15 protein-coding genes are annotated in these 17,150 nt (G+C 60.4%); 6 read left to right on the top strand and 9 right to left on the bottom strand.

The window, feature by feature from the left end:
* Nucleotides 1–548 precede the first annotated feature (548 nt).
* Entirely contained in the window at nt 549–974 is a 426-nt protein-coding gene (locus AC13RC_RS07985) for a DUF4168 domain-containing protein (protein ID WP_113353220.1), read from the top strand.
* A 104-nt stretch (nt 975–1,078) separates the two neighbouring features.
* Here the strand turns inward: AC13RC_RS07985 and AC13RC_RS07980 are convergent, their stop codons facing one another.
* The 6 genes from AC13RC_RS07980 to AC13RC_RS07955 all read right to left on the bottom strand — a co-directional run bounded on the left by AC13RC_RS07980 (nt 1,079) and on the right by AC13RC_RS07955 (nt 7,390).
* Nucleotides 1,079–1,903 (bottom strand): hypothetical protein, encoded by an 825-nt coding sequence (locus AC13RC_RS07980; protein ID WP_152095135.1) that lies wholly within the window; start codon nt 1,901–1,903, stop codon nt 1,079–1,081.
* Entirely contained in the window at nt 1,900–3,027 is a 1,128-nt protein-coding gene (locus tag AC13RC_RS07975) for a LysM peptidoglycan-binding domain-containing protein (RefSeq protein ID WP_113353218.1), read from the bottom strand. The genes AC13RC_RS07980 and AC13RC_RS07975 overlap by 4 nt, the downstream gene beginning before the upstream one ends.
* Before the next feature lie 961 nt (nt 3,028–3,988).
* Entirely contained in the window at nt 3,989–5,020 is a 1,032-nt protein-coding gene (locus tag AC13RC_RS07970) for an ABC transporter substrate-binding protein (protein WP_113353217.1), read from the bottom strand.
* A 31-nt stretch (nt 5,021–5,051) separates the two neighbouring features.
* Nucleotides 5,052–5,822 carry an ABC transporter permease gene (locus AC13RC_RS07965; RefSeq protein WP_113353216.1) on the bottom strand — a complete coding sequence of 257 codons (771 nt, stop codon included), beginning with the start codon at nt 5,820–5,822 and terminating at the stop codon, nt 5,052–5,054.
* Nucleotides 5,819–6,637 carry an ABC transporter ATP-binding protein gene (locus AC13RC_RS07960; protein ID WP_113353215.1) on the bottom strand — a complete coding sequence of 273 codons (819 nt, stop codon included), beginning with the start codon at nt 6,635–6,637 and terminating at the stop codon, nt 5,819–5,821. Before AC13RC_RS07960 ends, AC13RC_RS07965 begins: the two co-directional genes overlap by 4 nt.
* A 192-nt stretch (nt 6,638–6,829) precedes the next feature.
* Nucleotides 6,830–7,390 carry a DJ-1/PfpI/YhbO family deglycase/protease gene (locus AC13RC_RS07955; RefSeq protein WP_113353214.1) on the bottom strand — a complete coding sequence of 187 codons (561 nt, stop codon included), beginning with the start codon at nt 7,388–7,390 and terminating at the stop codon, nt 6,830–6,832.
* 133 nt (nt 7,391–7,523) lie between these two features.
* On the opposite strand from AC13RC_RS07955, the gene AC13RC_RS07950 reads away from it, so the two are divergent.
* Nucleotides 7,524–8,021 (top strand): cupin domain-containing protein, encoded by a 498-nt coding sequence (locus AC13RC_RS07950; protein WP_113353213.1) that lies wholly within the window; start codon nt 7,524–7,526, stop codon nt 8,019–8,021.
* A gap of 19 nt (nt 8,022–8,040) precedes the next feature.
* On the opposite strand, the gene AC13RC_RS07945 is transcribed toward AC13RC_RS07950, so the two are convergent.
* Entirely contained in the window at nt 8,041–8,739 is a 699-nt protein-coding gene (locus AC13RC_RS07945) for a methyltransferase family protein (RefSeq protein ID WP_488556864.1), read from the bottom strand.
* A gap of 159 nt (nt 8,740–8,898) precedes the next feature.
* Between AC13RC_RS07945 and AC13RC_RS07940 the strand changes: the two genes are divergently transcribed.
* On the top strand, nt 8,899–9,846 hold the full coding sequence (locus tag AC13RC_RS07940) for a bile acid:sodium symporter family protein (RefSeq protein ID WP_113353211.1): 948 nt from the start codon (nt 8,899–8,901) through the stop codon (nt 9,844–9,846).
* Between the two features lie 77 nt (nt 9,847–9,923).
* Here the strand turns inward: AC13RC_RS07940 and AC13RC_RS07935 are convergent, their stop codons facing one another.
* Both AC13RC_RS07935 and AC13RC_RS07930 read right to left on the bottom strand, forming a co-directional pair.
* A complete protein-coding gene (locus tag AC13RC_RS07935) occupies nt 9,924–10,541 on the bottom strand; it encodes a 4'-phosphopantetheinyl transferase superfamily protein (protein ID WP_113353210.1) in 618 nt (205 codons plus the stop codon).
* 7 nt (nt 10,542–10,548) lie between these two features.
* Nucleotides 10,549–14,592, bottom strand: coding sequence for a Pls/PosA family non-ribosomal peptide synthetase (locus AC13RC_RS07930; protein ID WP_113388738.1), 4,044 nt, complete (start codon nt 14,590–14,592; stop codon nt 10,549–10,551).
* 178 nt (nt 14,593–14,770) lie between these two features.
* Between AC13RC_RS07930 and AC13RC_RS07925 the strand changes: the two genes are divergently transcribed.
* The 3 genes from AC13RC_RS07925 to AC13RC_RS07915 are packed head-to-tail and all read left to right on the top strand — an operon-like array spanning nt 14,771 to nt 17,144.
* Nucleotides 14,771–15,088 carry a PepSY domain-containing protein gene (locus tag AC13RC_RS07925; protein ID WP_488556863.1) on the top strand — a complete coding sequence of 106 codons (318 nt, stop codon included), beginning with the start codon at nt 14,771–14,773 and terminating at the stop codon, nt 15,086–15,088.
* A gap of 2 nt (nt 15,089–15,090) precedes the next feature.
* Complete coding sequence (locus AC13RC_RS07920) at nt 15,091–15,762, top strand: response regulator transcription factor (protein WP_113353208.1); 672 nt, start codon at nt 15,091–15,093, stop codon at nt 15,760–15,762.
* Nucleotides 15,759–17,144 carry an ATP-binding protein gene (locus tag AC13RC_RS07915; RefSeq protein ID WP_113353207.1) on the top strand — a complete coding sequence of 462 codons (1,386 nt, stop codon included), beginning with the start codon at nt 15,759–15,761 and terminating at the stop codon, nt 17,142–17,144. The genes AC13RC_RS07920 and AC13RC_RS07915 overlap by 4 nt, the downstream gene beginning before the upstream one ends.
* Nucleotides 17,145–17,150 lie beyond the last annotated feature (6 nt).

The following is a 17,150-nucleotide window of genomic DNA, read 5'->3' as shown; positions in this document are numbered from 1 at the left end:
TGCGAACGATCGTCGGCAATGCCGGCGATCCCGCTTTGCGGGGGGAAGATACTCGTGATTAGCTTGCCGTCTCGAATTTCTACCGACATGATGGCCACCTCGGCGATGCTTGCGTCGACACATGTGTGTTCCAGACATTCATCCATGCCATGGACTAGTCAAATGGCGTGCTCATGCTAATCGACTATTATTCCGTCGACATCGCGCGAACTGGGTCGAAATCGTCACCCATCCCCGATGAGGGACAAGGATCACGGCTGCTTCGTCTCGCGGAGAGGCGTAGTGGCCGTGTAATCAGCGGTCCGCCTGTCACACCGCCCGATTCTTTAGACCAATGACGTCATGGATACGCGATAGCAATCGCCATGAAGCTGCCGCGTCATGGTCAGGGGATCGCCATGCTATTGCCTCATAGAAAACGTTTGACGGCCACATTGCCGCCGGATCGTTCCTCGACCCTAACCGGCGGCTGAATCCAATATGGTATGCCAAATTTCGCTCTACGCCATCAAAGAGGTGTTCCCCCCGCACGACCAAGAGGAATTGAGATGATGATTCGTCATATGCCCGCTGTATCGTTGACCGCTGCAGCCTTGAGCCTGATGGTTCTCAGCAATCAAGCCTTCGCACAGCAAGCAACACAGGAGCAGCAGCCTGCTCAAGCACAACAGCCCGATAGCAATGCTGCCGCTCCCACGGTCAGCGATCAAAAAATAGAGGCTTTTGCGGTCGCTTATCTCCAGGTGGATAAGATCAGGCAGGAATATTCGGCCAAGATCGGCGCGACACAGGATCCGACCGCGAAACAACAGCTGCAGACCGAGGCAAGCAAGCAGATGGTGCAGGCCGTTCAGACCTCTCCTGGGATGTCGGTAGACGAATACAACGCAATTCTAACGGCTGCAAAGAAGGATCCTGTACTCGTTAAGAAAGTCCAGGATAAGATTCAGAAAGCCGCACCTGCGCAACAGTAAGCGACGAAACGATCTCCACGTAATGTGATATCAGATCGATGCCGCATCTCGGCGCGGCATCGACTGCCATCTTCATCGCGATGGCGGTGAGGCGATCGGCCGGTCTATCGCACGGCCGCTTTCAGCAGGCCGTTGCGAGCGAAGGTCTCGCGCAGCCGCTCGTCGACGGCGATGTAGGAATCGAGTGTCAGCGCGAGCTTTTTTGCAATGACCGGTAAGCTTTCGGCCAGCTTTATCAGACGCTCCGGATCGGAAAACACGATCTCTGCATAGGTATTGAAGTCATTCTCCGAGGTCGTCGCGCCATAGGCGGAGAGAAAGCCGGTTTCCACCGGTGGAGCGGTCTGGCCATTGCGAGCGATCTGATCGGTCGCACTGTTCTGAAATTGCCACCCGGCTGGCTCGAGCGCGGTGAAGGACCGTTGCAGGGCATCATTGCGGAGCCAAATGAAGGAACTTGTTTCGTGGTGCACGCCAAGCTCCGCGGTCAGCTGACGCGTCTCGGCCGATACGTTGGAGGGTGCGGCGAGAAATATCCAGTCCTGCCCATAGGTGCCGCCCGCTTCGGCGCCGTCGATCAAAATCTTGCCGGCGATGAAGATCGCCTTGATGATCCGGCCGAGACATTGATCCGGATAAGCTTCGAAAGCCCTGGCAATGCCGCGCAGCGAGTCCTTCACGGCGGTATGGTCGGCAGGGCTCAACACGACGCCCTCTACCGGCGCGTCGGCGGGTAGATAGGGTGGCACGTAGAAGGTTGACGGATCGCCAAAGCCGATCGTCAGGCCCTGTTGCTGGCCAAGCTTGGCCGCATAAGCATCAGCATCGGCAATGGTATCCTCTTTCGGTGTAGATCGGCCGAGAAGGTAGGAACCGCTCCCGGCCAGAACCACCGCTGCGCCAAGTAGAAGACGCCGTGAGACAATCAATGTGCCAGTCCAACCCGGGCGCCGACATGCACGGCGGCTGGAACCGCGGCGCGTGGCAGGGCTGTGATGGCCGCACCCCGAAGCATGGCGAGGCCGCGCGTCAGCGAGGCGCCGGCGGCCGCGAAGGAGGCCGGATCATCGGCGACGCCGACGCCGCCGGAGAAGAAATCCTCGACGAGGGTGCCGACGACAATGACGCCAGCGCCGATGACCAGGCCGGTGCCGATGACGCGGCTCCAGTTTGTTCCTTCATCGGGCTCGCGGATACGCACCGCGTCACGCACGGCCTGCGGCGAAGGCGCAGACGGAGGAATCTGTGCTTTAGGCGTGATCAGAATCACAAAGGCCACGCTCATCGCGACATAGTGGAACGGGCCGATCCTGCCCTGCAGCTTGGGGAAGCGGACCTCGGCACGCAGCTTCGGGATCGGGCTGCCGGAGCTGAACTCGACGCCAACCGCGGTGGCGGCCGCGTTGGGCGTCGTGCTCTGGCTGACCAGCATCGAGCGCACTGTCACTTCCTTTTTCTTCGAATCGTAGATGAAGCGGGTGTCGCCAATGAGCTGGCCGAAAGCGACGTTGGCCTGCTGCGAAATCTGCGTTTCCAGCCGTCCGCCATTGCTCACATAGGTCGCCGGGTAGCGCTTGTCCGTCATCAGGACGACATCGCCGGTCATGCGGAACTCGATTGTCGCCGTCGGGGTCTCAATGACGGGCATTGTCAGATCATTCAAGCGGTACTTGATCGAGATCGGCGAATAGACGTGCGGCAACTCCTTCTTCAGTTCCGTAGCCGGGTTGCCGGTGCGAAGCGGCTGCGGCGAGGCTGAATGCGGCGCCGAAGTGGCGGCGGATGTCGAGGGATTATGATGCTGCGAAATATGCGGTGTATGGTTATGGCCGTTGCTGCCATGCTCGCGCTGACCTGGCAGAACGGGGATCAAAATTGTGCTGCCGGTATGGATCAAATCCGGATCGGGGATTCCATGTCCGGTGGTGCGAATGACATCGCGGCGGTTGTTATAGCGCCAGATACGCGGCCATTGCGCACCATGGCCGAGATGTTCGTGGGCGATAGACCAGAGCGTATCGCCCGCCTTGATCTGATATCGTGTGCCGATCATATTTTTCCCCCGTGTGTTGCTTTACGGAATAGGGTAGTTGGCTGGTGCGCCTGTCAACGCCGTATCAGGTTTTCGCTATCGTCATATGACAATGAGATTACTAATCATACCTGACGTAGAGATATTCCACCGTTAGCTGCATAAATATGATCGCGCTGCCGATGGCCGCGGCGGTAAAATCGACAGGATCGACCGTTCCAGAACGCCGAGGCTTGTCGCGGTGGCAAGCAAGTGACTTCGCTATCTGCGCCTGGCCAAGTTCGTCGTTCCGGGGCAAATCCGGAGCGAGACGCTATCGGCTATGGTGAGGTCACGGTCTGGTCTGTTGGTGCCGTCGAGCTCGTCATAAAAGGTCTGTCCGTCCCACACACCCACTGATTCATTTTTGTTTAGCCTCAGGTTGATATTTTCATCGTCTCCATAACCATTGAGTTGATGTATTGCGGATATTTTCCGTCGCCGTCGCTCTATAGCTGCTCGTCGGTCGCGGGAGCTGAGCCCCACCTGATGATTGACCGGCATCATCGGCCCAGGCAACGGAAATCCCGCAGGAAAGGATAAATAAGGCAATTAGGAAGGGCGCTCGAAACAGTTTGGCAAGTGAAGCCATGCCGTTGGTGCTCCATAGATTTCCGCTTGAATCCCGGCGTTTGACGACGAATGAAGCCGCCGAAAGGCACGGGCAATAAAACCTCGTTACACCTTAGATCACATTACCATGCGTGATCTAGGCGCCTGGTTGATTTTTTCGAGAGGGATGGAAGCTTTTAGTTGCCGTTATGATCGCTTGACGTGCAAAGACAGCAGCGGGCTGGATCCATAAGGCGGGAGAGCCTTCGCCACCAGCATCACGCCGGCCCACCGACGCTCGCCGATCTGATAGGGATTTTGGTTCGCTAGCCCGGGAGCCGACAGGATATGGATGTGCCCGGTCAACCGCCGGGCAGACCCATTGCTTCGGTCAGATCTTTGCAGCCTTGGCGAAAGTCGGATCGAATGTCTTCTCGAAGGGTACGTCGGCATTGGCGAGTTCGGGATCGAGCGTCTTCAACACGCCCATCATGGACTTATAGCCTTCCGGTGTGACCATGCCGTCCGGGGAATACATTTCCTTGGAATTCTTGAATGCCTGCATGTAGAGGTCACGATTGCCGAGCAGATATTCCTCCGGAACGACGCCGGCGGCATCTTCGGGGCTTGCTGTCGCGATCCATTTCAGGGCCTTCATGAAGGCGTTGACCGTCTTTTGCGTGGTGATTGGGTTCTCTTTCGCAAATTCGCGCTTGATGTAGACGGTCGCGGCCGGGTTCGGACCACCGAAAAGCGCACGTGTACCGGCCTCGGTGCGTGTATCCAGAAGCACCGTGACGTCGCCATCATACTGCAACTGCGCGATGACCGGATCGAGATGGGAAAGGCCGTCGATCTGACCGCTCTTGACCGCGGCAACGGCGCCGGCCCCGCCGCCGACGCCGATCAGCGACGCATCGTCCGTCTTCAGTCCGTTCTTCAGCATGGCATATTGGAACATGAGCGCCGTCGAGGAGCCTGGCGCGGTGACGCCGATCTTGCGGCCCTTCATGTCCGCCATCGACTTGATCTCGCCGGCGAGGTCCTTGCGCACGGCGATGACGATGCCGGGGAAGCGGCCAAGATTGCAGATCGCGACGATATCCTGACCCTTGTTCTGCATGCGGATCGTATGTTCATAGGCGCCGGCGACGACATCGAGGGAGCCGCCGATCAGTCCCTCCAGCGACTTCGAACCGCCGGCGAAATCATTGATGGTGACGTTGAGACCCTCTTCCTTGAAGAAGCCCTTCCGTTCGGCGATCGTCAGGGGCAGATAATAGAGCAGCGGCTTGCCGCCGACGCCGATCAACAGGTCCGGCTTTTCCGGCTTCGCATCCTGCGCCACCGCCGGCAGAATCCCCGCAAGCGAAGCGCCGATTCCAAAGCTCGCGGTCCCGATCAGAAATGTCCTGCGTTCCATAGTTTTTCCTCCACGTCTCCGTTTCGTTGCGCTACTGGCCGCGCCAGGCAAGCAGCCGTCGTTCGACCATCGTCATGACCCAATCCACCAGCAGGACGAAAGCGGTCAGAACCGCCATGCCCGCAAAGACGCCCGTCACATCAAAGACACCCTCGGCCTGCTGGATGAGGTAGCCGAGACCAGCGGCGGAACCGAGATATTCGCCGACGACCGCACCGACAACGGCAAAGCCGACCGAAGTATGCAGGCTGGAAAACACCCAGGAAAGCGCGGAGGGCAGATAGACATGGCGCAGCAGCTGCCGCTCGTTCATTCCAAGCATGCGGGCATTGGACAGCACCGGCTGGCTGACTTCCTTGACACCCTGGTAGACGTTGAAAAAGACGATGAAGAAGACGAGCGTGATGCCGAGCGCCACCTTGGACCAGATGCCGAGGCCGAACCACAACGCGAAGATCGGTGCCAGCACGACACGGGGCAGTGCATTCGCCGCCTTCACATAAGGGTCGAAGACTGCCGCGATCAGCGGCCGGCGGGCGAACCAGAAGCCGAAGACGACGCCGCCGAAGGCGCCGAGCAGGAAGGCCAGGATCGATTCCGATAGCGTGATCCAGAGATGATACCAGATCGATCCGCTGGCGAACCATTGGATCACACGTTGCGCGACCTTGAGCGGATCGGCAAAGAAGAAGGATATGGTCTTCGGATTGCCGAAGAGGCCGGTATTCGTCGCCAGATGCCAGAGGACCAGAATGACCAGCGCCACCAGGATCTGTAGCAGGAGAAGGAGGGAGCGGTTCATGCGATCTCTCCGCTGCTCTGGCGATAGGCGGTCATCACCTCGTCGCGCAGCGCCTGCCAGATATCACGATGAAGCTGGTTGAAAACGGGATCGTGCCGGATCTCGCCGATTTCGCGAGGCCGTTCCAGCGGCACCTTGAAGTCACCGATAATGCGGGACTTCGGACCGGCGGACATGATGACGACACGGTCGGCAAGGGCGATCGCCTCATCGAGATCGTGCGTGACGAACATCACGGCTTTGCGGTCCTCGGACCAGAGTTTCAGCAGGAGGTCGCCCATGATCAGGCGGGTCTGCGCATCGAGCGGACCGAATGGTTCGTCCATCAGGAGCAGTTTGGGATTGCGGATGAGCACCTGGGCAAGACCGACCCGCTTGCGTTGGCCGCCCGAGAGCATGCGCGGGAAACGATCGGCAAATGTGGCAAGGCCGACGCGTCCCAACCAATCCCGCGCAATCCTTCTTGCCTCGGCAGTATCCGTTCCCGTGATCTCTAGTCCGATCGCAACATTCTCGAGAACCGTTTTCCATGGCATCAGCGAATCCTGCTGGAAGAGATAGCCTGCCTGGCGGTTGATGGATTTCAGGGGCTGGCCGAAGACTTCGACCGTCCCTGACGCGGGCGTCAAAAGCCCCGCCGTCGCATTGAGAAGTGTGGATTTGCCGCAGCCCGTCGGGCCGACAATAGCCACGAACTCATGCGCCTCAACATTCAGATTGGTCGCCGCTACGGCGTCGAACCGTGTCTTGCCGGCCATTTCAAAGGAAATCGCCACCTGTTTCAGGCTGACCGCCCTCACAGCCTCCATCGTCATGCCCTGCTTTCCTCCCCGATATCCGTCTACCTCCGGCGGGCATCAGGCATCGTCATGTTCAGCCAACAGATCAAAGCAAGCGCGACCAGTCAATATGCGGATTGGCTGAGCTATCGTTCTGCTACAGGGAAAGGATGCGAAAGCCCCGGCAGATGCTGTCGGGGCTTGGCAAGTTTCGCAGGGATCGGGTGGTCAGGCTACGCGCCGGTGGTGCCGGCCCTCCTGAACCTCCTCGACGATCTTGTCTACGAAGGCGGGAAGATCGTCGGGCGACCTAGATGTGATGATGCCTTCATCAGTCACGACCTTTTCGTCCTTCCAGGTTGCGCCGGCATTTTTGACGTCCGTCTTGATGGACCAGTAGGAGGTTGCCTGGCGCCCACGCAACGCGTCGGCTTCAGCGAGCAGCCAGGGCGCGTGGCATATGGCGGCGACCACCTTGCCGGAATTCAGGAAATCACGGACGACCCGCATGGCATCGCCATCCATGCGCAGCTTGTCGGGATTGATCTGGCCACCCGGCAGCACCAGCGCATCGAACTGGTTCACGTCGACATCCTTAGCGATGATATCGACCTCAACGCTGTCGCCCCAATCGGTCTTGTCCCAGCTCTTGATGCTGTCCTTCTTGATGGAGGCAACCTTGACATCGGCGCCACGCTTCCTGAGTTCGTCGAGGGGAACGCGAAGTTCTGAACGTTCGTAGCCGTCGGTCGCCAGAATGAGGATATGTGCGGAATTGATGGAAGGCATGATCTATCCTTTCGCTGTATCGTTGATCGGAACGCCCGTTTCCAAACCCCAGCCGCAGGCAATCGTTCCCCGGCTTTGTGGGAACCGCAGCGCGATCCCGCGGTTATGATGGAAATCTACAGGGAGAGATCGGATGGAGCAGGCAATCAAATTCGAGCAGTCCGGCTGGATCCCGAATAATCAGCGATTTCCTGTGATCGTCTATCGGCAGGTGCTCGATGGCCCCGACCGAGCTGAGAGTTTCGAACGGCTCTTTCGAACCAATGGCTGGGGCGGCCTCTGGCGAAATGGCGTCTATCCCTTTCACCATTTTCATTCCACGGCGCACGAAATATTGGGCGTTGCGGCAGGTCGGGCCCGGCTGATGATCGGCGGACCCAGCGGCAAGGAAATCACGGTCGAGGCCGGCGATGCCCTGCTGCTACCGGCCGGAACCGGCCATTGCCGGCTGGAGGCGAGCGAAGACCTGCTCGTGATCGGCGGCTATCCTCCCGGTCAGGAGGCCGATCTCTGCCGGGAAATGCCCACGGCCAAGCAGCAGGCGATGATCGAAAAACTTGGCGTGCCCGCAAGGGATCCATTGAAAGGAGGGGCCGGTGGCCTCCTCTCTCTATGGCATGGCAAAGCCTAGCGCCGGCCGAAATCGAGCATTACCACACACCCGGCAGCAATCGGAACCGCACGCGCCCGGCATAATCGGCATAACCCTCGAGTTCCGCCTGCAGCAGGGCGTCCTCCCAGCTGGTACGCAGAATCAGCACCCCGCTTGCCCAAGCGGCTGGGATTAAAGCCCACCAGGAACCGAGCGCCAGCGCCAGCCCTGCAAATACCAAGATCGCGCTGACATAGCCCGGATGGCGCACATAGGCGTAGGGACCATTGCTGATGACATGTTGGCCGCGTTCGCGCTGGAGGCGGACACCGGGTTCAAAGAAGCGATTGACGGCCTGCGCCCATGTGCCGAGCGCAATGCCGACCGCAAGCAGGATATAACCCAGGATCACGACGGAGGTTGGCATCACCGACCAATTCATCCTGCCGGCATCCAGGGTTCCAAGCGGTATTTCGGCGATCATACCCAGGCAGATGAGCGAGACCAGAATGAGGTCCCAACGTTTGGTTCCGGCCTGGAAGCGGCTGCGTGCCCTGAAGATCATGGGGTTCACGCGTCGCATGACCAGTATCGCGATCCCGTAGATTACCAGGAGGAAAACAATAAAGACCCATCCGGGCCGCCAGTCGAGGCGACCGACAGGTAAAAAGACGAGAGCAAGCAGCCCAAGCGGCAGACCGATCGCGTAGGATATGGCCTTCCCGCGGGACATGGGTTCAGGTTCGGTAACAGTCATGCATTTGCTCCTTGCAAGGCAAACTTGCCGCGCCCTTCGGTGGATTTATGCTGCTTAGATGATGGAAGCGAACGGATCGGGCGGTTCGAAGCCTTGACACGCGATGCGCCGGGTTTAGACCGGCCGAACATCATCATGCTCCTTCCCCCCGGAGATTCCATGAAATTCCTGGCATCCTTTTCCGCCTTCGTCGGCAAGACTTTTTCCATATGGGTCATCCTGTTTGCCGTTCTCGGCTTTTTCCTGCCCGATGTCTTCAAGCAGTTCGCACCCTGGATCGTCGTCCTTCTCGGCATCATCATGTTCGGTATGGGGCTGACCATATCCGTTGACGATTTTCGCGAGCTGGCACGTCGTCCCCATGAAGTCGCGATCGGCGTCATCGCACATTTTGGCATTATGCCGGCGCTGGCACTGCTTTTGACGCGGATCATTCCGATGCCGCCGGAAGTCGCAGCCGGCGTCATTCTGGTCGGCTGCTGCCCAGGCGGCACCTCGAGCAATGTCATGACCTATCTTGCCCGTGGCGACGTGGCGCTGTCGGTCGCCTGCACGAGTGTGACGACGCTCGCAGCGCCCATCGTCACGCCGTTCCTCGTCTGGATGTTCGCGAGCCAGTATCTGCCTGTCAATGCCTGGTCGATGTTCATCAGCATCGTGCAGGTCATCATCGTGCCGCTGCTGCTTGGCGTCATCGCACAAAAGGCCGTGCCCGGCCTGGTTCGCGCGGCAATCCCGGTCCTGCCTCTCGTCAGCGTCATCGGCATCGTACTGATCGTTGCGGCTGTCGTCGGTGCATCGAAGGCAGCCATCGTGCAGTCCGGCTTGCTGATCTTCGCCGTCGTCGTCCTGCACAACGGTCTCGGCTACCTGTTCGGCTATTATGCATCGAAAGTGCTCGGGCTCAATTTCTACAAGCGCAAGGCGCTGGCGATCGAAGTGGGCATGCAGAATTCAGGCCTGGGTGCAGCGCTGGCCACAGCCTATTTCTCGCCGATCGCCGCCGTTCCGAGCGCGATCTTCTCCGTCTGGCACAATATTTCCGGTGCAACCCTGGCAAACTGGTTTGCTTCGCGCCAAGACGCAGACGCGCCGCCGCGGCCGTGAAATCTACGGGTATGGATGGGGCGCGGCTTCAAGCCGCGTCGTGCCGGCCGAAATGCTTCCCATCGCTGAATGGTCGTTCAGTTCATATCCGTGGCAAGGGCGCAATAGACGGCTTGATCCACGGTTCCGCCAAGTCGCGTTACGGTGAGCGCAATTGGCGGCAGCCGCGATCCTGCGCCAAGACGGATGGTCGCGCCATCGGTGCGCAGGAGGTTCAGTTGGGTCGCCAGATCGGGTTCGTCCAGCCCGTCGAAGATGCCGCGGCCGCTGATCTTCAGCGCGGCCTCCTTTGCGACCCAGAGCCGGTAGCAGACTTCCAGCGCGATCGCGCTATCGAACGTGGCAACCGCGGCCGCTTCCCTCGGCGAGAAGTGGTCGGCGGCAAAAGCGATTGGGTCGAAGCCGTTGATATCCTCGACCTCTATATCCACGCCGACAGCATTATTGGGCGCAAAGCCCGCCAGCAGCAGATCGGTGCGATGTGAAAGCGAAACACCCAGCTCGTGATAGGGCTGCCTCAGCGCCGGCCGCTCGCTCGGTCGGCGATAGATGGAAAGATCGTCCCGCTGCGTGGCTGTTCTCAAGGCTGTTTGCGCGATCTGATCACGCTCCGCTCGTCCGCCAGGCATCGGGCGGACGAGAATGGCGATCGCATCCGCGACCGCCAGGACGACCTCTAGTCGAGGGGCAGTCATCCCGCGCTCACGCCGCGGCGGAGGGCAGGGCTTCTTTCTGAGCGACGGGAGCCGGTTCCTGCTCGGTTTGAACCGCCTGGGCAGGTGCGCCGACCCACGACGTTCCTTGCGGGATGGCCTCACCCTTCATGACCAGGGTCAGCAGTCCGATTTCAGCGAAATCGCCGACATTGGCCTCGTAAAGCACGGTGCTGCCCGAGCCGATCGAGACGCCGTCGCCGATCGTGATGCGGCCGACCTTCATGATGCGGTCTTCATAGAGATGGGTCTGCGGGCAGGAGCCCATATTGAGGACGGCGTGGTCGCCGATATGGGTACAATCGAATTCGCAGATATCGGTGCTGTTGATCCATGCTCCCTGGCCGATCTTGGCGCCGAAGGGACGGAGCAGCCAGGGCAGGAACGGCGTGCCGCGCAGATAGTCGAGCAGCATCTTGCTGGCGAGACCGCCGTAGAAGACCGCGACGGCTTCGGTGCGCATGGCCCACCATGACCACATCGGCCGGTTCATCGGCTTGTAGGTACCAATCAGCGTCCATTTGAATGCGACGGCAACGAGGTAGAGGATGCCGGAGGTGGCAAGGCCCGCAGCCATCAGCGTCCAGAAAAGGCTGCCCCAAGCGCCATTGTCGATTTCGCTGGCCAGCATATCGGACATGGCGAGTGCCATGACGATGAGGATGGCGGTCGGCAGCGACGTGTGCATGGCCTCGAACAGGATGCGCACAAGGCGCATGCGGAGCGGCGGTGCATAAGTGGTGTTGGCAGCCGCCTGCAGCCTTTCGCGCGTCGGGAACTGGAAGGCGGGGCTGCCGCACCAGGTTTCGCCCGACTTGACGTGCAGGGAATCGGGCAGGCGCGTCTTGATGCCGACGAGCGAATCGCTCTCGATCACCGCACCCTGGGAGATGACGGAGGAATTGCCGAAGAAGCAGCGATCGCCTGTTTTCAGGCGCTTGAGTATCATCCAGCCATTCTGGATTTCCTCGTCGCCGAAGATGGTCTCGTCGCCAATGAAGTTGTCGCGGCCCATTTCGATAAGGTCGTAGCGGCCGGCGAAGTTTGCCGAGATCTCCGTGCCCTTGCCGATCTTGGCCCCCATCAGGCGGTACCAATTGCGCATGAAGACGGTGGCGTAGAGCGAATTCAGGGTTTCCAGCATGGCCTCTGTGGTCAGGCCGACGATCCATTTGCGGAAATAGAGATTGCCGAAGATGGAATAGCGACCTGGCACGACGCGGGGCAACAGTACCCATCTGAGTGCAACCACGACAGCCATCGACACGACGATCAGCAGGAAGGCAGCCGGCCAGGAGAGCGCGGCGATCATACCCCAGGACAAGGCCTCATCGGAGCCGGGTGCGTAGATCTGCTGTACGGCGGAGAACAGATAGAAGGCCGGGAAGATCGGCAGCAGGCCGACGACGAGGCTGAGATTGTAGGCAACGAAATAGGCGGCGAACTGGAAGATGCGCCCGACGGTACCGAGCTCCGGATGGGCGGGCATCTCTTCGTGCTCGGCGTGCCCGGTCTGGCGGGCGGGCGAGCCATCCCAGCGCGTATGGGCTTCAACATGGGTGCCGGCGGCAATCGCCGTCAGATCGCCGATGACGGCGCCGTCATCGATCTTGACGTTGTGGCCGATGACGGAGCCATTGCCGACCTGCACGCCTTCGCCGATATCGATCGTGCCGACATGGATCTCATTGCCGATGACTTCGACATTGGCGAGCTTGATCTTGACACCGAGGCTGGATCTCGCGCCGATGCGTACAAGATCGATCGCGCCTTCCTCGAACTCGTCGATCATCGCATCCTTGCCAACCTTGGCGCCGAGTGCGCGCATATAGACGCGGATAAGCGGCGAACCTTTCAGGAATTTCGGAGCGGTGAGCTGAACGATGCGCTGCATCAGCCAGATGCGGAAATAATAGGTGCCCCACAAGGGATAGACGCCGGGCCGCGTGCGGCCGATGACAAGCCATTTGAGGGCGATGACGACCAGCTTCTCACCGAGATTGAGAGCCAGATAGACGCCGCCCAGAATGAGGATCTCATTCCAGACCGACGCGCCGTCATCGATCAGCAGGATGGAGGCGAGCAGTAGGCCGATCCATTGTAGCGTTGCGATCGCGACGATGAAGGGTAGCACCACGGCCTGAGCAAGACCGCAGAGAAAGCGCCGGCGCCAGGGAGCCGGCTCGAAATTCTTGCGCTCCTGTCCGGAAGCGCGCTCCGCGCGCTGCTCCAGGATCGCCGCGATGCCGCGCAAAGTGCGGCCGGCATAGACGTCGCGCAGGGCGATGCCCGCCAGCAGCGGGATCTTACGCACTTCGGAAACAAACCGGGCCGCCAGCATGGAATGGCCGCCGAGCTCGGTGAAGAAATCCGCCTCGAAGCTGATGGAGCGCAGCCGAAGCGCTTCCGTGGCGGCCTTAAGCAGCTGTGCTTCCGTCCATGTGCGCGGCGGCTCTTGTGCCTGGGTCGGCTGATCGGCCACCAGCGGGATGGCGGCAAGCGTCTTGCGATCGATCTTGCCGGAAGGAAGGCGCGGCAGCGAGACATGGCTATGCCAGGCGGCGGGCACCATGTAGGGCGGCAGCTTGGCTGCAAGCACGGCGCGCGCCTTGTCACGATCGAAGCTGCTGCCCGTGGTAACGACGTGGGCAACCAGCATGTCCTCGCCATCCGGTGGACGATGCACGACGACGGATGCGGCCTTCACGTCGGGAAGCTCGCCCACGACGGTTTCGATCTCGCCGAGCTCGATGCGATAGCCGCGAATCTTGACCTGGTCGTCGATGCGCCCGAGGAAATGGAGCTGCCCTTCCTCGTCCATCAGCACGGCGTCGCCGCTGCGGTAAAGCATCGGGTCGTCATGACCGGCGAAGGGATTGGCGATGAACTTCGCGGCTGTCAGCTGCGGCAGGTTTCTGTAGCCGGCAGCGACACCCGGTCCGCCGATCAGCAATTCACCGGTATCGCCACGTGCCACGAGTTGCAGGTTTTCGTCGACGACATAGGCGGTCGTGTTGGCGATCGGCCCACCGATCGTGATCGGCCGGGATGGATCGAGTTCGGCGTAGGTTGCAACCACCGTCGTCTCGGTCGGGCCGTAGGTATTGATCAGGCGCCGGCCGGCTTTCGAAAAGCGGCTGACGATCGCCGGAGGGCAGGCTTCGCCGCCGACGATGATGACGCGCAGGCTTTCGACATCGCGCTCCAACATGGTGAGCAGCGTCGGCACGGTGTCGATGACCGTGATCTTTTCTGCTTCCAGTACATCTGCGAGCCTGTCGAGTTCGGCCATAACGGCAGATGTCGCAACCTTCAATGTCGCGCCGACCAGATAGGGAACGAATATCTCCTCGAGCGAAAGATCGAAGGCGACCGAAGCCTGTTGAAGAACGACGTCCGATTCGACCATGCCGAGGACATCGTTGCCTGCCCGCAGATAGTGGCAGATATTCCGGTGCGTGATGACGATGCCCTTCGGCTTGCCCGTGGAGCCGGAGGTGTAGATCGCATAGGCGGGATCGTCATGCGTGGCGGCACGCGGCGCGATGCCATCATTGTCTTCTGCGAGCAGTCCCTTGAGGATCAGGGTCTGGCCGTCGAATTCGGGGGCAAGGGCCGCCTTTTCATCATGGGTCAGCAGCCATTTCGCGCCGCAATCGGCGAGGCTAACCGCCACGCGGTCGGCAGGGGCCGCTGCATCGAAGGGAATATAGGCAGCTCCGGCCTTGAGAATCGCCAAAAGTGCGACATGTAGCTCGAGGGAACGCTGGAACCACAGACCGACGAAGTCACCCGGACCAATGCCGCGACGGCTTAGCGCGCGCGCTGCCTCATCGGAAAGCCGGTCCAGTTCGGCATAGGTCATCGCCTGGTCGGTTCCGATCAGCGTGAGTGCCGTCTTGTTTGGGCTGCGGGCAACCGTTGCCTTGAAGATGTCCACCAGGGTTTCATTGCGGACGAATTCAGGCCGAATGCCGCCTGAGGAAACTGAAAGGCTGGCATTTGGGGTAATCGACGAAATCTGGATAGTCATGGTAACTTCTGCGGAACGAAACTCGGCACAATCAGCGTGCCATCTGCTCATGCTTATACACCCTTCAATTTGCAGCTCTCTTACGGGCGTTGTCAGTGAATTGTAATGTTGGGAAAGCTATGCTTGGTTCGCTGCAGGGCGAGCCCTGCGTGCCAGCTCGAAAGAAGGATTGATATTGTTGCGCATATTCGGGCGAGGAGCCGGCTGGCCCCGCTGGCTGTCCGTTCTCTTGGTGGCGGTTCCGCTAAGCTTGCCAGGCATGGAGGCATTCGGTCGCGTACATAACAGTGTTCTGGTCGAAGATGCCGGAAGCTTGCGGCCGCTGCGCGACATCTATGCGGTCGTTGCGCGCGAAATGCCGGGAAAGGTGCTTCGCATCAAGCGGGTTCGCCGGGCTGGGCGTCAGGCCTATGCCGTGCGCGTGTTGAAGCCGGATGGCAAACGTGGTGATATAGTGCTCGACGGCGCAACGCTTGCCGTGATCGAGAGACGCTGAGAATGCGCATTCTGATTGCTGAAGATGAGCCCAGTATCGTGGCGGACATGCGCCGCTGCCTGGAGGATCAGCATTATGTCGTCTCGAGCGTGAGCAACGGAGAGGAAGCTTGGTATCGTGGCGATATCGAGCACTTTGATCTTGTCATACTCGATCTCGGACTTCCAAAGCTTGATGGCCTGACGGTTCTGCGGCGCTGGCGCGCAGAAAAACGGGGTATGCCTGTTATCATACTGACGGCGCGCGACGGCTGGCGCGACAAGGTCGACGGCATGGATGCGGGTGCCGATGACTATCTGACCAAGCCCTTCCGTATGGAGGAGCTTCTGGCCCGCGTGCGCGCCCTCATGCGCCGCGCCGCCGGGCAATCTTCTCCCATCCTTTCCAATGGCGTGCTGGAGCTCGACACGCGCCAGCGCACCGTCTCGTTCCGCGGTCAGCCCGTTCAGGTGACCGCGCTGGAATACCGGCTTCTTGCCTATCTGATGCACAATGCCGGCACGGTGCTTTCCCGAACGCAGATCGCCGACAGCATCTATGACGAAGAGACGGAGCTTCTGTCGAACGCGCTCGAAGTGGTTGTCGCACGCCTCAGGCGCAAGTTCGACGGCACCGTCATCGAGACCCGGCGCGGCCAGGGCTACATTATCCCGCGCGAGGCGCCGCCGTCATGACACCGTTCTCGCTGCGAGGGCGGTTGCTGCTGGGTTCCGTGGTGGCGATCATCGTCGCAACCTTTCTGGCGGGGGTCGGCATCAATGCCATTTCCGGGCTGGCCGTCAGAGCTCTCGCCCTCTCGGAGATAGACGAGGAGTTGCGCGTTCTTCTCGCCGCGGTCGATATCAATTCGTCGAATCAGCTCTTCCTTGATGACACGCCGACTGATCCCCGCTTCGGCATTCCGAATGGTGGCTTCTATTGGCAGGTCGGCCGCAATGGCACTGTCGAGCTGCGCTCGCAATCGCTCTGGGAGCAGAATTTGCCTTGGCTGCGTGCCCGACCTCGCGATGCCGGTCGGGCGACGGATATGAAAGGGCCAAATGGCAGCCGTCTTCTCGCCGTCGAACGATCCATTTCGATCCCCTCGGCCACGGGCGACCAGATGGTTGATATCGTCATGGCGCTCGACAACAGCGAGCTTGCACCGGCGCGCTGGCGCTTCTTCTATGCCATGGCGCCCTCTCTTGGCGTGCTGTCAGTCGCCCTGATCGGGGCAGTCGTGGTATTCCTGCGATACGGGCTGCGGCCGCTCAATGACCTGCGCACGGCCCTGATGGCGGTGCAGGAGCGGTCCGCGCGCAAGATCACTGGTCAGTTTCCGCGAGAAGTACAGCCTCTCGTGGACGACCTCAACGGGCTGCTCGCATCGCGTGAAACCCAACTGACACAGGCGCGTGCGCGCGCCGGCGATCTCGCGCATGGCCTGAAGACCCCGCTCGCGGCGCTTGAGGCGACCGCGCGTATTCTCTCCGAAGAGGGGATGTCGGAGCGGGCCGCGGCGATCCAGACGGAGGTGAGCCGGATGGAGGCGCAGATCAAGCGAACGCTTGCGCAAACCCGCGCAAGCCTCGCCGCCGCCCATACCGTTGGCGTCATGGATGCCAGCGCCGATCTCCAGAAGATCATCTCGGTCATGCGGCGTCTCTCGGCCGAGCGGAAAATCGATTTCGAGCTCGTGGCGCCGCCGGAGATGTGGCTGGCGATCGACGAGGCGGATTTTGCCGACATTACCGGCAATCTGATCGACAATGCCAGGAAATGGACGGCCGGCAAGGTCAAGGTTCGCCTGTCGCAGTTGCCCGAGGGCGTGGAACTGTGCATCGAGGACGATGGCCCGGGCCTGCCCGAGGATGCGGAAATGGCTTTCATCCGGCGCGGCAGGCGACTCGACGAAAGCATCGCCGGAACCGGCTTCGGGCTGGCGATCGCCAAGGATCTGGTCGAAGCCTATGACGGCAAGCTAACGCTCGCCCGTTCCAGCCTCGGAGGGCTGTCCGTCACCGTCAATTTGCCGACGCGGCTGGTCAAGGATAAGCAGACGGCGCTGGAGAACTAGTTCGCT

It is taken from the genome of Martinezella sp. CNPSo 3890 (genome assembly GCF_057784455.1).
The sequence above is the reverse complement of the archived record's forward strand: the minus strand, read 5'-3'. Positions and strand labels throughout refer to the sequence as shown.

Excerpts from the sequence above, each read along its gene's own strand:
- AC13RC_RS07985 (WP_113353220.1), top strand. The coding sequence starts at position 549 with ATGATGATTCGTCATATGCCCGCTGTATCGTTGACCGCTGCAGCCTTG.
- AC13RC_RS07975 (WP_113353218.1), bottom strand. The coding sequence starts at position 3,027 with ATGATCGGCACACGATATCAGATCAAGGCGGGCGATACGCTCTGGTCT.
- AC13RC_RS07970 (WP_113353217.1), bottom strand. The coding sequence starts at position 5,020 with ATGGAACGCAGGACATTTCTGATCGGGACCGCGAGCTTTGGAATCGGC.
- AC13RC_RS07965 (WP_113353216.1), bottom strand. The coding sequence starts at position 5,822 with ATGAACCGCTCCCTCCTTCTCCTGCTACAGATCCTGGTGGCGCTGGTC.
- AC13RC_RS07960 (WP_113353215.1), bottom strand. The coding sequence starts at position 6,637 with ATGACGATGGAGGCTGTGAGGGCGGTCAGCCTGAAACAGGTGGCGATT.
- AC13RC_RS07955 (WP_113353214.1), bottom strand. The coding sequence starts at position 7,390 with ATGCCTTCCATCAATTCCGCACATATCCTCATTCTGGCGACCGACGGC.
- AC13RC_RS07950 (WP_113353213.1), top strand. The coding sequence starts at position 7,524 with ATGGAGCAGGCAATCAAATTCGAGCAGTCCGGCTGGATCCCGAATAAT.
- AC13RC_RS07945 (WP_488556864.1), bottom strand. The coding sequence starts at position 8,739 with ATGACTGTTACCGAACCTGAACCCATGTCCCGCGGGAAGGCCATATCC.
- AC13RC_RS07940 (WP_113353211.1), top strand. The coding sequence starts at position 8,899 with ATGAAATTCCTGGCATCCTTTTCCGCCTTCGTCGGCAAGACTTTTTCC.
- AC13RC_RS07935 (WP_113353210.1), bottom strand. The coding sequence starts at position 10,541 with ATGACTGCCCCTCGACTAGAGGTCGTCCTGGCGGTCGCGGATGCGATC.
- AC13RC_RS07930 (WP_113388738.1), bottom strand. The coding sequence starts at position 14,592 with ATGACTATCCAGATTTCGTCGATTACCCCAAATGCCAGCCTTTCAGTT.
- AC13RC_RS07920 (WP_113353208.1), top strand. The coding sequence starts at position 15,091 with ATGCGCATTCTGATTGCTGAAGATGAGCCCAGTATCGTGGCGGACATG.
- AC13RC_RS07915 (WP_113353207.1), top strand. The coding sequence starts at position 15,759 with ATGACACCGTTCTCGCTGCGAGGGCGGTTGCTGCTGGGTTCCGTGGTG.